The sequence below is a fragment of the Dyadobacter sp. HNCC25DJ187 genome (genome assembly GCF_056895255.1).
Genome location: NZ_JBXHAT010000002.1, coordinates 1,141,347 through 1,155,254 on the forward strand (window position 1 = coordinate 1,141,347; position 13,908 = coordinate 1,155,254).

At 44.6% G+C, this 13,908-nt stretch carries 13 protein-coding genes; 7 read left to right on the top strand and 6 right to left on the bottom strand.

Annotation, left to right across the window (positions count from 1 at the left end; translation table 11 throughout):
• The first annotated feature begins 1,337 nt into the window (after nucleotides 1-1,337).
• The 6 genes from AC1XUE_RS15745 to AC1XUE_RS15770 are packed head-to-tail and all read left to right on the top strand — an operon-like array spanning nucleotide 1,338 to nucleotide 6,428.
• The gene (locus tag AC1XUE_RS15745; protein WP_483356939.1) at nucleotides 1,338-2,069 is read left to right on the top strand and encodes a hypothetical protein; all 732 of its coding nucleotides are present in this window, start codon (nucleotides 1,338-1,340) and stop codon (nucleotides 2,067-2,069) included.
• Nucleotides 2,070-2,123: 54 nt separating this feature from the next.
• Complete coding sequence (locus AC1XUE_RS15750; RefSeq protein WP_483356940.1) at nucleotides 2,124-2,498, top strand: DMT family protein; 375 nt, start codon at nucleotides 2,124-2,126, stop codon at nucleotides 2,496-2,498.
• Nucleotides 2,495-3,703 (top strand): MFS transporter, encoded by a 1,209-nt coding sequence (locus AC1XUE_RS15755; RefSeq protein WP_483356941.1) that lies wholly within the window; start codon nucleotides 2,495-2,497, stop codon nucleotides 3,701-3,703. The genes AC1XUE_RS15750 and AC1XUE_RS15755 overlap by 4 nt, the downstream gene beginning before the upstream one ends.
• A complete protein-coding gene (locus AC1XUE_RS15760) occupies nucleotides 3,700-4,389 on the top strand; it encodes a hypothetical protein (RefSeq protein WP_483356942.1) in 690 nt (229 codons plus the stop codon). Before AC1XUE_RS15755 ends, AC1XUE_RS15760 begins: the two co-directional genes overlap by 4 nt.
• A 15-nt stretch (nucleotides 4,390-4,404) precedes the next feature.
• Nucleotides 4,405-5,088 carry a response regulator transcription factor gene (locus AC1XUE_RS15765; protein ID WP_483356943.1) on the top strand — a complete coding sequence of 228 codons (684 nt, stop codon included), beginning with the start codon at nucleotides 4,405-4,407 and terminating at the stop codon, nucleotides 5,086-5,088.
• Complete coding sequence (locus tag AC1XUE_RS15770) at nucleotides 5,085-6,428, top strand: sensor histidine kinase (RefSeq protein ID WP_483356944.1); 1,344 nt, start codon at nucleotides 5,085-5,087, stop codon at nucleotides 6,426-6,428. Before AC1XUE_RS15765 ends, AC1XUE_RS15770 begins: the two co-directional genes overlap by 4 nt.
• A gap of 47 nt (nucleotides 6,429-6,475) precedes the next feature.
• Here the strand turns inward: AC1XUE_RS15770 and AC1XUE_RS15775 are convergent, their stop codons facing one another.
• The 6 genes from AC1XUE_RS15775 to AC1XUE_RS15800 all read right to left on the bottom strand — a co-directional run bounded on the left by AC1XUE_RS15775 (nucleotide 6,476) and on the right by AC1XUE_RS15800 (nucleotide 12,645).
• Nucleotides 6,476-6,862, bottom strand: coding sequence for a hypothetical protein (locus AC1XUE_RS15775; protein WP_483356945.1), 387 nt, complete (start codon nucleotides 6,860-6,862; stop codon nucleotides 6,476-6,478).
• 47 nt (nucleotides 6,863-6,909) lie between these two features.
• On the bottom strand, nucleotides 6,910-9,111 hold the full coding sequence (gene paoC, locus AC1XUE_RS15780) for an aldehyde oxidoreductase molybdenum-binding subunit PaoC (RefSeq protein ID WP_483356946.1): 2,202 nt from the start codon (nucleotides 9,109-9,111) through the stop codon (nucleotides 6,910-6,912).
• Nucleotide 9,112: 1 nt separating this feature from the next.
• The gene (locus tag AC1XUE_RS15785; protein WP_483356947.1) at nucleotides 9,113-10,060 is read right to left on the bottom strand and encodes an FAD binding domain-containing protein; all 948 of its coding nucleotides are present in this window, start codon (nucleotides 10,058-10,060) and stop codon (nucleotides 9,113-9,115) included.
• Between the two features lie 45 nt (nucleotides 10,061-10,105).
• A complete protein-coding gene (paoA, locus tag AC1XUE_RS15790; RefSeq protein ID WP_483356948.1) occupies nucleotides 10,106-10,756 on the bottom strand; it encodes an aldehyde dehydrogenase iron-sulfur subunit PaoA in 651 nt (216 codons plus the stop codon).
• An 88-nt stretch (nucleotides 10,757-10,844) separates the two neighbouring features.
• Nucleotides 10,845-11,681, bottom strand: coding sequence for a carboxymuconolactone decarboxylase family protein (locus tag AC1XUE_RS15795; RefSeq protein ID WP_483356949.1), 837 nt, complete (start codon nucleotides 11,679-11,681; stop codon nucleotides 10,845-10,847).
• 67 nt (nucleotides 11,682-11,748) lie between these two features.
• A complete protein-coding gene (locus AC1XUE_RS15800) occupies nucleotides 11,749-12,645 on the bottom strand; it encodes a helix-turn-helix domain-containing protein (protein ID WP_483356950.1) in 897 nt (298 codons plus the stop codon).
• Nucleotides 12,646-12,808: 163 nt separating this feature from the next.
• Here AC1XUE_RS15800 and AC1XUE_RS15805 point away from each other — a divergent pair, with 163 nt between their 5' ends.
• Nucleotides 12,809-13,717, top strand: coding sequence for an MBL fold metallo-hydrolase (locus tag AC1XUE_RS15805; protein ID WP_483356951.1), 909 nt, complete (start codon nucleotides 12,809-12,811; stop codon nucleotides 13,715-13,717).
• Nucleotides 13,718-13,908 lie beyond the last annotated feature (191 nt).

The following is a 13,908-nucleotide window of genomic DNA, read 5'->3' on the forward strand; positions in this document are numbered from 1 at the left end:
GTCAGCCAAGGAAGTTTCATTGAAACATTTATGGCATCTATCCATGTGAAATATCAGAGCCGGGTCTGCAAACGGTAGCAAGACGCAAAGACTTTGAATGCCTATACAGATTCAATTACTTCAAAGATCTACCTTTCAGCTCATGCAGCAAGAATGGTAGTTAGTAAAAATGGCGCTATGACTGCATTCTTATTTGTCGCAAAAACAAGACTCAATAATCACTATATTTGGCTATGTGGGTTTGAAATGGCTGGTTAAAGTCTTTTTAATGGAATGTAAATCGCTGATGAAATTACTAGATGATTAAGGTAATGAATTGTTTCATAACCTCTTGAAGGAGCATGGTGCAAGACACCTTATCATCGAAAGTCATATTTTCTATCACCATTGAGGGAAAGAAGAAACAAGTGTATCATTATAGAAAGCACTCAGTCAAAAAAATCTACAATCAAATTGATATGAATATTAAACGGATTATTTCAATATTTTCACTATTGGCAAATATTTACTACCACGGACTATGGTTATTTATATATCAAAATTACGCTAGCCACGAATCACGCTTAGATGCATTTTCAAGGATGCTACGTCTCCCGATCTCAATTCCTGATATCTCAGTATTATTATTGATAATGTCTGTTGTGAGTATATGGGCTATACAATTATTGAAAATGAAGAACTTAGTCAAGGCTACTTAAATACTATTTGTAGGTTTGTTTATTTGGCAATTGTTGTAATTGGGGACAACTTTTATTCCAATCAAGAGAGCAGTTAATAAAACTCATTAAGTCCCGAAATGCCGGACGGTATTACGCTCTTTAGTTAAAAAGGCTATACATACAGTGATTGATTATTGTCTGATTGCCTTAACAATATACATAAAAAGCTCCTTTTGGGATGTAGAATTGAAAGCCTGATGAAACCTCCTTCCATTCATCATATAGTGATTCATGTTCTGCCCAATCGGCATACGACCTGGTTACCTGGTTGTTGTAAGGATTGTGCCAATGTCCATCTTTTGAGTACTCTCTATTTATAATGGTAATTTGTATGAGGGTGAACTGAAATCCTGCTATCGTGGCGCACTACTTAACGCACTAGAGCAGTAATTTCATAGCAGTGCAATCGGACATTTTGCAACCAAAGAGTGCATAAATACAATCGGTTCAATTCTATGCCTCTGTTACGGATAGAATCAATACCACGTAATCCAGATCTTTGTATCGCTGGAACTAACTTCAAATAAGGAAAAATTAATTTCCACTTCATATCAGCCTTATCTGGCTGTCCTACCTTCGATTCGAAAATAAAAACGAATCATTTCAACAAAGAAAATCATGAAAAAATTAGCATTAGCTGTCCTGTTTATCTCCGGATTAACAGCTGGCTCAAACGTTTTTGCCCAAAATCCTGGTCTGATTGCCCCGCCGAAACTAGCCGGACCAGCAAAAAAAGGCCCCGGACATCGGCCACCACATGCAGGTCAGCCGGCACCTGGTGAACCAGGGCTTCAGGCTGTAAGAACAATAACCGGAAAGGTTGTCAAGTTGAGCGCAAATGACGACTTCACTTTTGATAGTTTTTATATGATCAGCGGAAGCGATAGTGTACTGGTAAAATTTCCTGCACACATGGGATCTCAGATTTCCCCACTCGTCAAACCGGGCAATCAGATAACAGTATCTGGTGTTTCGGAAAATCCTGGATCAGGAACCAAAGAAATGAAAATGGTAAGTTTAACAGCTGGCAGTAAAACGCTGACAGATAATCCACCAGCCACGCCAGTGACACCAGCACAGGAAACCATAGTGACCGGAAACGGTAAGGTTACTTCTTTACAAACAGATCGGGAAGGAAGAGTGAATGGTGTATTTACAGATGACAAAACGGTACTTCATTTCCCTCCACATGTTTCAGGGTGGTTGGGAGATACGATAGCAAAAGGTACGGCCATCTCCTACTCGGGAAGTCAGAAAAATAAAGAGCAGGGAGAAATTTCTTTGGAAAATTATAAGGTAATCCGCTGCAACACGATCACCGTGAACGGACAGCAGTATCTGGTTCGATAATTTTTAACAGAAACAGACAGTAAAGTCACTGTCTGTTTTTTCCCACTTACTCAAATGAGCAAATACATTTCAACCATAGGACTGCTGGTCCTTTCCAATGTCTTCATGACATTAGCCTGGTATGGACACCTTAAATTTTTCAGTAAAGATGGTGGGCACTCATCAACACCGTTGTGGATGATCATACTTCTGAGCTGGGGTCTGGCATTTTTCGAGTACTGTTTTCAGGTGCCGGCCAATCGTATCGGATCTTCGGAAACAGGCGGCCCTTTTTCACTGGTGCAGCTGAAAATTATTCAGGAGGTTATTACCCTTATCATTTTCATGATATTCTCGGTTACGTTTTTCAAGAATACGCAATTCACGTACAATCACCTGATTGGCTTTGCCTTACTCGTGGGTGCGGTATATTTCATCTTCAAAGCGTGACCAGCGGGTCCAAATCCCAATCTTTACGAGGACTGGATTTTATCAATTTTACGCTGGCCGATGTTCGTGATGGAATCGGACCATTCCTGGGAATCTATCTGCTATCTGCCCAGCACTGGAATTTAAGAGATATTGGTATCGCTACATCCATTGCCACCTTTGCAGGCGTACTTACACAAACACCTGCCGGGGCATTTGTTGACCGCTTTAAAAACAAGAAAAGGATCGTTTCCTTTGCCAGTGTAATCATCGGATTAGGAACACTGCTTATCCTGATTAAACCTAGTTACATTGTTGTAATAATGAGTCAGGTAATCGTTGGCGTTGCTGCTACGTTCATCGCTCCGTCCATCGCCGCGATGACCCTTGGCCTTGTCGGATACAAAAAACTGGAACAGCGTACGGGACGAAACGAAATGTTCAATCACGGTGGAAATGTAACCTCGGCGGTCATTTCAGGATTGATTGGCTATTATCTGGGATTACAGGGAATATTTATTTTCACCTTATTTCTTTCCTTCGCGGCCGTCTATTTCCTTTGTTTTATCGATAATAACGAAATTGATTATCAGCTTTCAAGAGGTAGCTTTTCGGAAGAAAAAACACATTCTCTGAAATCATCTTCCGGTGTTATCACAAATCCACTCTTCCTTATTTTTACAACATGCTGTGTACTCTATCACTTTGCGAATGCAGCCATGCTTCCCCTGGCAGGACAATATATCGTGTCTGAAAATAAGGTAAATGCTTCCGTTTACATGTCGGCGTGCATCGTTATTGCCCAGCTGGTTATGGTACCGACCGCAGCCTGGTGCAGTCGAAAATCGACAAGCGGACGAAAATGGCTGATGCTTGTTTGCTTTGCCGCTTTGCCCATCCGCGGGATACTTTATACCATAAGCCCAAACCCGTACTTTATTACATCCGTGCAAATCCTTGACGGACTTTCAGCGGGTATTTTTGGGGTTGTGAGTATCCTCATTGTTGCAGATCTGACGAAGGGTTCAGGCCATTTCAATCTGGCCAACGGAATTTTGATCACAGCTGTTGGCCTGGGAGCATCGCTCAGCAACGTTGCAGGAGGATACATTGCGAACTTGTTTTCATTCCGCTACGCTTTTTTGTTTCTTAGTGCCGTAGCTGCGATGGCATTTGTCATATGCCTGCTATTCATGAAGGAAACTTACGATACTGACGCACAGTGAATAAGATATTATCAAAGTCAAAAACAATAATCCTGCTGCCGGTCATTCTGGGAGCAGGATTATCGTGGTATATCTTTCAAAAAAAAGAACCAATTCTACTGGACAATCGATTTCCTTCCGAAGGCCCAATAGCGGCTGAACAAGTCAAAATCAACGGGACCGTTATTAAATACGGAAGCAATCGTGAAGGTGATGTTGATAAATTACTGTTATCATCAAACGAAAAAAAAATCTGGCTGCATTTTCCTCCGCATACAGCAAAGCTGGTAACAACAGTGGCTGTCATCAACAAACAGGTTGAAGCACTGGCAGAGCAAAAAAGGCCTCTTCACAAAGAAAATCCTGGCGAATTGTATGAACTTAAATTATTGACCAATAACCTTTTCCAAACACAAGTGAATCTTGAAGACATCCCGGCACCGGCTCCTAAAAAGGGGATAGAAATTAAAATAGAAGGAAGTCCTTCGCTTTACAGCAACGAGAATACTTTTCTGCTTTCCGGAAAGATGGTCACACTACCACCACACATGGCCCGTGAATTATTTCCTTTAATTAATCAGGCAAAAATAATTACCGTAAAAGGCTCTATGCGCGATTCGACCGATGGTTTTTTATCGGAGTCGGGTTTGCAGGTTGTAAAACCCATTTCCATAAAGATCGATAGTGTGATTTATAAAATACGCTAACGCCAATACATTCACATGAAAATATTAGTGGTTGAAGATGAGCAAAAACTGGCCGGATTTATACATCAGGGACTTCAACAGGCCGGTTATCTGGTGCAGATTTCAAACAATGGTTCTGAGGCGCTTAATAAAATAGCTTCGGAAACTTTTGATCTGATTTTACTGGACCTTATGCTACCGGGAATGACGGGAATAGAAATTCTTAAAAACATGAGAGCCTTTAACATTTCCTGCCCGGTTATCATATTGAGTGCCCTCAGCGGGACTTCACAAGTTGTCGAAGGCCTGGACCTTGGAGCTGTCGACTACATCAAAAAACCTTTTGAATGGGATGAGCTGCTGGCACGGATCCGGATTTTACAGCGTAAAATTTTTACCAATGAAAGTACCAGAATTCGCATAAACGATCTCACCATTGACCTGATGACCAGGCAGGTTACACGTTCTGAAACCCAGATTACACTTACTGCCAAAGAATTTGCATTGCTGGAATATCTGATACGCAATATTAATAGAGTAGTGAGTAAAAATCAGATTCTGGAAAATGTCTGGAATATGGATTTTGATCCGGAAAGTAATATTGTTGAAGTATATATGCACCAGCTTCGCAGGAAAATTGACAGAGGTTTTGACAGCGCGCTCATCCAAACGGTTGTGGGTGTGGGATACAAATTAACCGGCTCAAAATCTTCACTGTGAAAGCACGTGTCCCCTACCCTTTTTACGCCAGCCTCAGGTTCCGGTTCGGACTTATTTTCGGATTTGTTTTCCTAAGCTTTTTATTGGCAACCGGTTACGTACTTTATACAAACGTAAAACGTCAATTTGAGAAAAGCTTCGCCGCGAGGTTGCAGACCCAGGGAAATCTGATTCTTCAGGAAACCGAAATCAATCCGCTAACTATTCCCCTACCCACATCCGGAGAATATTTCAGGCTGATTTATGATGCCAACAATAGAAATGACACACTATTTAACAATCTTCCAAAATCATTCAGAAAGACCGTACAACAAACTGATTTCTTACTTTGGCGATCCGAAGAACTCTCAAGAAATCTCGAGACTGGCGGAGCCATACGGCTCTTATATGTAGTTTCAGCGAATGAATTGGTTCAAGACATGAACAGGCTTCAAGTCATCCTATTTATATATTTTCCCGTATCATTCTTAGCCGCTTTGATTATCGGATACTTTCTTTCCGGTTTTCTGCTACGTCCGATTGAAAATATTGTAAATAAAGCCAATGATGTCAGCCTGCAAAATAAGATTAGTTTGCTCGAAGAACCCAGTGTAAATGACGAAATCCACAAATTGACAACCTCACTGAATCAAATGCTGCTCAGAATCCAAAAGCAGGCTCAATATCAAAATGCATTTTTCGCATCCGCTTCACATGAACTCAGGACTCCTCTAAGCGTCATGCTGACCGAATTGCAGACTTTGCAAAATGACCAGACACCAACTGCTTTCAAACCCATAGTTGACAATCAAATTGTAGAAGTTCAGCGTCTAAGCAAATTGGTAAATGATTTTTTATTGATGAGCCAACTTAGAGCAGGAATGCTGATTTGCAATAAGGCTATCGTCAATTTGCCCGAAGTTGTGATGGAACTTTTAGAGCGGCAAAGAGGTAAGGCTCTGCTAAAGCACCAGATCTTCAAAATAGAACTCACACCGGAAGAAGGAGAATTTATCATCAACACTGACCGGTCCCATCTGATAAGTATCCTATTGAACTTACTGGAAAACGCCATCAAACATGGTCAGCCGGAATCCACGCTCCACATCAGAATCATTGAAATAAACGATGATATTTCGCTTGAAGTTATTAATTCTTCACAATCTGAAATAGAGGATCTGACAGTGCTCACGAATGAATTTGAGAAACAGGATTTATATAGTGACGGGTTTGGTCTTGGACTGTGGATTGTAAGCAGGCTCACTCAAATAATCGGCGCAGAATTAAAGATTTCCTATACTAAACCGAATTTCACTGTAAGACTTCTCTTTAAGAAGAAATGCTTTGAACAAAGTTTGTGACTGTTTGGTCTGGGTAAGAATGTCATACCTAAATTTTCCTTATTATGTCAGATCAAATTTTCTGAACCATTTTTCCTTTTCAATTCCGCCAAAAGATTCAAATGCTGTTTTCTCGTTGCAGCATCAACAGCATAAGCATGCTGACTGGCAGAAGTCGCGTACATAATCTCATCAACAATAATGGGGTTACACTGACTGGCGCGGGTTCCTGCCGCATTGTCTTTAATGGCCAACTTCCGGGCCGGTTTTAACTGACTTACATTCGAAACATTGATCTTATCCAAAGGCGAGTAGTTGGAGCTGGCCGCATCTGCCTTATAGACGGACCACGTTCTGTCTTTCTCGTTCTGCCCATGCGCGCCTGGTGCATAAAAGACATAGCCTATCAGCAAGAAGACCGGAAAAGTCCAATTGCTCAACTTCATTTGATTCATTTGTAATAAATTTATTCTATGATAGATTGGCAAATCCTTGTTTAACCTTAAACCTTGTGCTTTAATAGCTTATCCAGCGTAACAGGATAATCACGTACCCTTACACCCGTAGCATTGTAAACCGCATTAGCGATTGCCGCTGCGACGCCGCAAAGTCCGAGCTCCCCTATCCCTTTGGCTTTCATCGGCGACATGGTCGGATCGATATCTTCCAAAAGAACAACCTCCTGATAAGGGATATCTGCGTGAACAGGGACTTCATAGCCTGCCAGATCATGGTTCACAAAAAAACCTATGTTTTTGTCAACGACCATTTCCTCCATCAATGCCGCGCCAACACCCATGGTCATTGCGCCAATCACCTGGCTTCGAGCTGTTTTGGGATTAAGTATTCTGCCAGCGTGGCAAACAGCAACCATCCGTCGGACCCTGATTTCGAACGTGTAGGCATGGACCGCGACTTCGACAAAATGTGCTCCAAAAGTCGTTTGAGCAAATTCCTTAGAAAGCTCCCCGTAAGTGATCTTGTCCTGAGCTATCAGATCTCCATTTCTAGCAGCATCACCCAGTGCAAAGCTGCGATCACCTGCACTAACCTTTCCATCGGAAAACTGCGCCTTTTCCACGTCTAGTCCGAGCTGATTGGCGACTGTTTCCCTGAGTTTCACACAGGCCGCGTAGACGCCCGAAGTAGACGAAGCTGCTCCCCATTGCCCGCCCGAGCCGGGAGATTCCGGAAATGATGAATCCCCTATTCTGACGGTTACCTGATCCAGCCCAACTCCCATCATTTCGGCAGCGGTTTGCCCGATAATGGTGTAGCTACCAGTACCAATATCTGTCATATCGGTTTCCACAGTGATCCTGCCACTTTTGTCAAGTCGGACTCGTGCAGCTGATTTGGCAATAGGTGCACCCCGAATTGCAGAGGCCACGCCCATTCCAATCAGCCATTGCCCTTCCTGTATGCTGCCAGGTTTGGCCTGACGCTTCTCCCAGCCAAACTTTTCAGCACCTGTTTGCAAGCACTCTATAAGCTTGCGGGTCGAAAATTTCCTTCCTGGTTTTTCGGGATCTTCCTGTGTATCGTTCTTAATCCTGAATACAACAGGGTCTATATTAAGCTTTTCTGCCATTTCGTCCATGGCGATTTCCAACGCCATCATGCCTGGTGCTTCGCCCGGAGACCGCATCGCGTTTCCTTCCGCAAGATCCAGAACGGCCAGTTTCAGCCGGGTCAGCCTGTTCGCACCAGCATATAAAAGCCGGGTTGATGCAGTAGCTGGCTCGGTTCTTCCTCCCGGCAGGTTGCCCGACCAGCTTTCATGACCAATGGCTGTTATCCTGCCATCACGATCAGCCCCGATGCGGATTCGCTGAATGGTTTTGGGCCGATGAATCGTATTATTAAACATCAAGGGGCGCTGCAACGCCAGTTTAACCGGACGGCCTGCCGCCCTCGCTGCAAGGCTTGCTGCTACCAGATCTGCAAGTACTGTACCTTTCCCGCCGAAGCCTCCGCCAATGTACGAAGCGATCAGCCGGATGTTTTCTTTGGGTATTTGGAGAATGTTGGCCAGGTCACGCACGCCCCAGTTCATCTGCTGAATGGAACACCAGCAGGTAAGCTTGTCTCCCTCCCATTTGGCAATGGTCGCATGAGGCTCCATCATGGCATGGGCCTGATCTGGTGTGGTATAAGTCTGATCCAGTTTGACATGAGCTATTTTGAAAGCACCTTCAAAATCACCGGTTAAGGTTTGTGGCGGCGGGCCAAACTCAGCGGGTGGTGGGGTTTGAGCAGAATCTTTGGCAGCTTCCAAATCAAAGCGGCCGGTTAATTTTTTATAACCCACTTTCAAAAGGGACGCTGCATAACGTGCCTGCTCAAAAGTTTCCGCCACAACAACGGCAACAGCCTGATGGTAATGATCGATCTGCGGGCCTGCCAAAAAGCGGCTCACATAAAATTTGCCTGTCTGCAATGGTCCAGCGTTTTCGGCCGTGACAATAGCCAGTACACCTGGTGCTGCCTTCGCAGCCGACTGGTCAATCCTAGTGATTGTCCCTTTTGCAATTGCCGAACCTACAATATATCCGTAGGCGGGATTGGTCACTTCTTGATGATGTTCGTAAGCATATCTTGCGGTGCCTGTTGTCTTCAAAGGGCCTTCAATGCGGTTAGCAGGTTTGCCTACAACTTTAAGCTGGTCAATCGGGTTGATACCTGCAGGTGTTTCAAATTTCATATCAGCTCTTGTTTTCTGTTAAAATGCCATCAATGGTGCGCTCTACAAGGGTGAGCTTAAAAGCATTTTCATTGGTAGGTCTGGCCCCTTCCATGAGCCTGGATGTAAATTCTGTTGCACCTGACCGGATCAATTCCTCGGCAGAAGGATTACGCCACGGTTTGGGCGCTACACCTCCAAGCGCAATGCGTCCACTGCCATTTCTGAATAAAATGGCCGCTACCGAAACAAGTGCAAATGCATAGGAAGCCCGGTCACGTACTTTATGGTATACATGAATGCCACCAATCGGCGCAGGTAATACCACAGCGGTGATCAGTTCATTTTTTTCCAGCGTTGTTTCCAAATGTGGCGTTTTGCCAGGAAGGCGATAGAACTCCGAAATCGGGATCTGACGTGTCTTCCCGTCTGGTTTTACGGTTTCGACCATAGCGTCCAGCGCCATCATGGCAACCGCCATATCACTCGGGTGCGTGGCAATGCAAGCGTCACTGCAACCAATAACAGCCAACTGACGGCTGAAACCGGCAATCGCAGCACATCCACTTCCGGGTGAACGTTTGTTACATGGCTGGTTGGTATCGTAAAAGTATGGGCACCGCGTACGTTGCAGCAGATTACCTGACGTGGTGGCCTTATTACGCAGCTGCCCGGAAGCACCGGCAAGCAGCGCCCTGGACAAAATAGCATAGTCTGTCCGTACCCGTTCATCAGCGGCAAGGTCCGTATTACGGACCAATGCTCCGATCCTGAGCCCGCCATCATTTGTTGGTTCAATTTTGTCAAGTCCGATCCTTCCGATATCAATCAAATGGGTAGGCGTCTCGATTTGTAATTTCATCAGGTCAAGAAGGTTGGTGCCACCGGCCAGAAATTTAGCGCCGGGTTTGCTTGCTGCTATGACGGCCTGAGCGGGCGTTTCCGCGCGCTCGTAGGTGAATGGTTTCATGTAGATACAGTTCAGGTTTGAAGAGAATTGGCTGGAAAGTTGATGTCAGCCTTTTGCCCCGGCAACTTCTGCGGCAGCCTGTGCAATGTTGGCGTATGCGCCGCAGCGGCAGATATTTCCGCTCATTCGTTCGCGGAATTCAGCATTACCAAACACCATAGGACCTTTCAAATCAGCACTCACATAGCTGGGCACTCCCGCTTTTATTTCTTCCAGAACAGCTACCGCCGAGCAGATCTGACCGGGCGTACAATACCCGCATTGGTATCCATCATGTTTAATAAATGCAGACTGCATCGAATGAAGATTTTCAGGTGTTCCGATGCCTTCGATTGTGGTAATAGAATCGTCCTGATGTTGTAACGCAAGAGACAGACAAGAATTAATGCGTCTTCCGTTTACGAGTACTGTACATGCGCCGCACTGCCCGTGGTCACAGCCTTTTTTTGTGCCGGTTAAATGCAGGTGTTCCCTAAGCGCATCCAGTAAGGTTGTGCGGGTATCCATTTCCAGGTTAACCGCTTTACCATTTACCTTGAAAGACACCCCTGCCGACTCCACCGGAGTTACAGTCGGGCCAACCGGAGCCGCCTCAGAACCTGTCACTTTGGTAATCGCAAGTGCAGCAACGGCTATTGCACTTCCGGCAAGCATTTCGCGGCGGGTGATACTGCCCAACTCATTTTCATTTTCCATATCCTCCCTTTTTACTTACATATTAAAAAGTGACTTCACTGACAGGCAGAAACCCACAAGCCGTACATCTGACTATATTCAGCCTTTACTACTCCATTTTAGCTTCCTTGATAATATTGATCGCATTGGATACTCTTGGAAATCCAACGTAGGGATATAGCTGGATCATCGCTGAAAGCAGTGTCTCTTTATCGTTTCCAACTTTCAGATTCCCTACCACATGGGAAGCCATTTGCCTTTCGGTACCGCCCATTGTTGCCAGTGCGCAAAAAACCATCAACTCCCTCGTTTTCAGGTCGAGCCCCTTACGCGTGTAAAAGTCACCAAAACACAGCTCGGTCAATACGCGCGGAATCGCGTCTGCAAATTCTGCCGGCAGTGCAGCCATATTCTGCTTGATACCATCACCGTATAAAGGCACCTGAATCTCTGCCCCCTTTTCCAACCGGTTTTGCCCAGTTACCGTCCCCTGGGTCTCTAAGGGCAGCTTGATTCCCCTGCTTGTAAATACCTCGTTGATTGTCTCAACTGCATTGAGCACTTTGGGAAAACCGATGAAAGGCGAAAATTGATAGATTACTTCCCTGATTTCAACCGGCGTAACGCCAACGTTGAGAGCGGCATTGGTATGTGCTTTCAGCTGCGGTAAGGTTTGGTTGACAGTAAGGGCGGTGATCGTGACCAGCTCGCGCGTCTTGTCGTCCAGGTTTCCGATGTAAAATACCTCTCCAAAGATGAACCTTTGCAGGATATCCATCAGCTCGGGATCCGTTTTGCTAGCGGTAATCTCTTGCATAAAAAGCTCCTTGTATTTCTTTTGAGCCCTGGTGATACGGCTGGTATCAGATGATGTATTTTTGGTTTGCGCCATAACCGTTGCAATCGTAAGTGTAAATAAGACGGGTAGTAAAAAAATCCTTTTCATGATGAAATCAAGGTGAAAGTGTATTACAAAAAGCCCCTTACTATTTCCGACCAGCTGCTTTCTCAGCTTAATTCAGCGAGCGGTATTCCAGCGGCGATTGCCCCACAAGTTGTTTGAACAGACGGGTGAAATGCTGCGGATACTTAAAGCCTACCCCGTAAGCAATTTCGCTGATAGACTTGTTGTTGTCCAGCACCATGACTTTGGCAAGATCAATCAGTTTGAAATGAATGTATTCCTGGGCGGATTTCCCAGTCTCTTTTTTGACCAGATCGCCGAAATAATTGGGTGATAAGTGTAGCTCGTCAGCACAGTATTTTACTGTGGGAAGTCCCGTAATCTGCGGTTGGCCCGATTGAAAGTACTGATCTAGGAGTTCTTCAAAACGCGTGAGGATATCCTTATGCACATGATCACGGGTGATAAACTGACGGTCATAAAACCGTACGCAGTAATTCAGAAACAATTCAATATTGCTGACAATCAGCGTTCTGCTATGTTTGTCAATGGCATGTTGCAATTCGTAGCTGATCTTTCTGAAACTTTCCAGAACTGTCTCCCGCTCACGGTCTGACAAATGAAGCGCTTCATCAACTTCATAGGAAAAGAAATTATAGTCCCTGATGTGCCTGCCCAGCGCTGTGCTACGAATCAGATCGGGGTGAAAAACCAGCGCCCAGCCCGTTGGCTGTAACATTTGCCCCTGGTCCTCCATACCAAATACCTGCCCGGGAGAAATGAAGAGCAGAGTGCCATCCTGGTAGTCGTAATGTTTGCGTCCGTAACGCAGCTCACCGCACTTAAATTCTTTTAGGAAGACAATGTAAAGCTCTGAAAGATATTGGGTTGCCTGAATGGGCGTCGAAAGTGACTGATCCAGTACACTTACCAATGGGTTTAAGGTTTTTTGGCCTCTTTCACTGTTAAACTGTGCTACACTCTGCATTGTTCTGATCTTTTCCATCGCCTTGATTCTGATGTTTTCCCAAAGCTAAGGCATCGTTTCCAAACATTTGACGCTCAGCTGTGAAGTCCAGTAAAACGGGTAAGCAAAACCGTAATTCCGGTAAGTGTGCTGCGGAAAAATTCAGGGACATTTGTCATAATATCAACAAAAGCAACATGCTATGAGGTTACCATCAATATTATTATCCACACATTTAATCATAGCTATGCCTTTTATGTCTGCTGAACTGAAAGCACAGAAATCTACCGACAGCATCAGTGCACCAAAGAAGTATCAGGCCAGGCCGCCAAAAACGCAGCCGTTTGGAAAAGAAGCATTTCAACCTTCAAAAAAAACAGAGATTCGCTGGCTGGGACTGGGAGGATTTTTGATCAATAGCAGGGGAACAACCATGATGGTGGATCCTTTACTGGAAGGGTTTGATATGCCCATTTTAATAGATTTCCCAATTAAGACCATGGACGTTCCCCATTTGGATGCCGTGCTGATCACCCATAGCGATAACGACCATTTTAGTATTCCAACAAACAAAAAGTTGGCTGCTGTCACCAAAGCTTTTCATTCCACAATCTACGTCGATTCGCTAATGAAAAATGAAGGATTTCCCTCATTTGGACACAACATTGGTGAGGTTTTCCATATGGGTCCGGTTCGCATAAAGATGCTACCCGTTGACCACGCCTGGCAAAATGCTTATAAAGGAACAAGTACAAGATTTTTTAAAAATGAGGATTGCACGGGCTTTTGGATCGAAACACCCGACGGGAACATCTGGGCTACGGGCGATAGCCGCTTGATTCCTGAGCAATTGACCATGCCCACGCCTGATGCCATTTTCTTTGATTTTTCAGACAGCGAATGGCATTTCGGGTTGGAGGGCGCTATTAAGCTCGCCAATGCTTACCCAAATACACCCCTTCTGTTGTGTCATTGGGGGTCTGTGGATGCACCAGACTTTGCTCCTTTCAACGGTGACCCCAAACAACTTGAAAAACGAGTGGTTAATCCGCAGCGCATTCAGGTATTGGCACCAGGCCAGCCGTTCACGCTTACACGTTTAAAAAAATAGTCACGAACACAGCAGTTTAAGATTCTCCTAATCAATATATATACCATGAAAAACAGAACAGCATTTCAATTTGCCATTTCATTTTTTCTCTTCACTTTTTTTTAGCCCCGAAGCTAGCGCACAATCCCAACATACAAATGAAGTTTTTTCTAAAGGAGAAGCCGAACCTTCTAAAAATTTCCGCGGAAAAG

Excerpts from the sequence above, each read along its gene's own strand:
- AC1XUE_RS15745 (WP_483356939.1), top strand. The coding sequence starts at position 1,338 with ATGAAAAAATTAGCATTAGCTGTCCTGTTTATCTCCGGATTAACAGCT.
- AC1XUE_RS15750 (WP_483356940.1), top strand. The coding sequence starts at position 2,124 with ATGAGCAAATACATTTCAACCATAGGACTGCTGGTCCTTTCCAATGTC.
- AC1XUE_RS15765 (WP_483356943.1), top strand. The coding sequence starts at position 4,405 with ATGAAAATATTAGTGGTTGAAGATGAGCAAAAACTGGCCGGATTTATA.
- AC1XUE_RS15775 (WP_483356945.1), bottom strand. The coding sequence starts at position 6,862 with ATGAATCAAATGAAGTTGAGCAATTGGACTTTTCCGGTCTTCTTGCTG.
- paoC (WP_483356946.1), bottom strand. The coding sequence starts at position 9,111 with ATGAAATTTGAAACACCTGCAGGTATCAACCCGATTGACCAGCTTAAA.
- AC1XUE_RS15785 (WP_483356947.1), bottom strand. The coding sequence starts at position 10,060 with ATGAAACCATTCACCTACGAGCGCGCGGAAACGCCCGCTCAGGCCGTC.
- paoA (WP_483356948.1), bottom strand. The coding sequence starts at position 10,756 with ATGGAAAATGAAAATGAGTTGGGCAGTATCACCCGCCGCGAAATGCTT.
- AC1XUE_RS15795 (WP_483356949.1), bottom strand. The coding sequence starts at position 11,681 with ATGAAAAGGATTTTTTTACTACCCGTCTTATTTACACTTACGATTGCA.
- AC1XUE_RS15800 (WP_483356950.1), bottom strand. The coding sequence starts at position 12,645 with ATGGAAAAGATCAGAACAATGCAGAGTGTAGCACAGTTTAACAGTGAA.
- AC1XUE_RS15805 (WP_483356951.1), top strand. The coding sequence starts at position 12,809 with ATGAGGTTACCATCAATATTATTATCCACACATTTAATCATAGCTATG.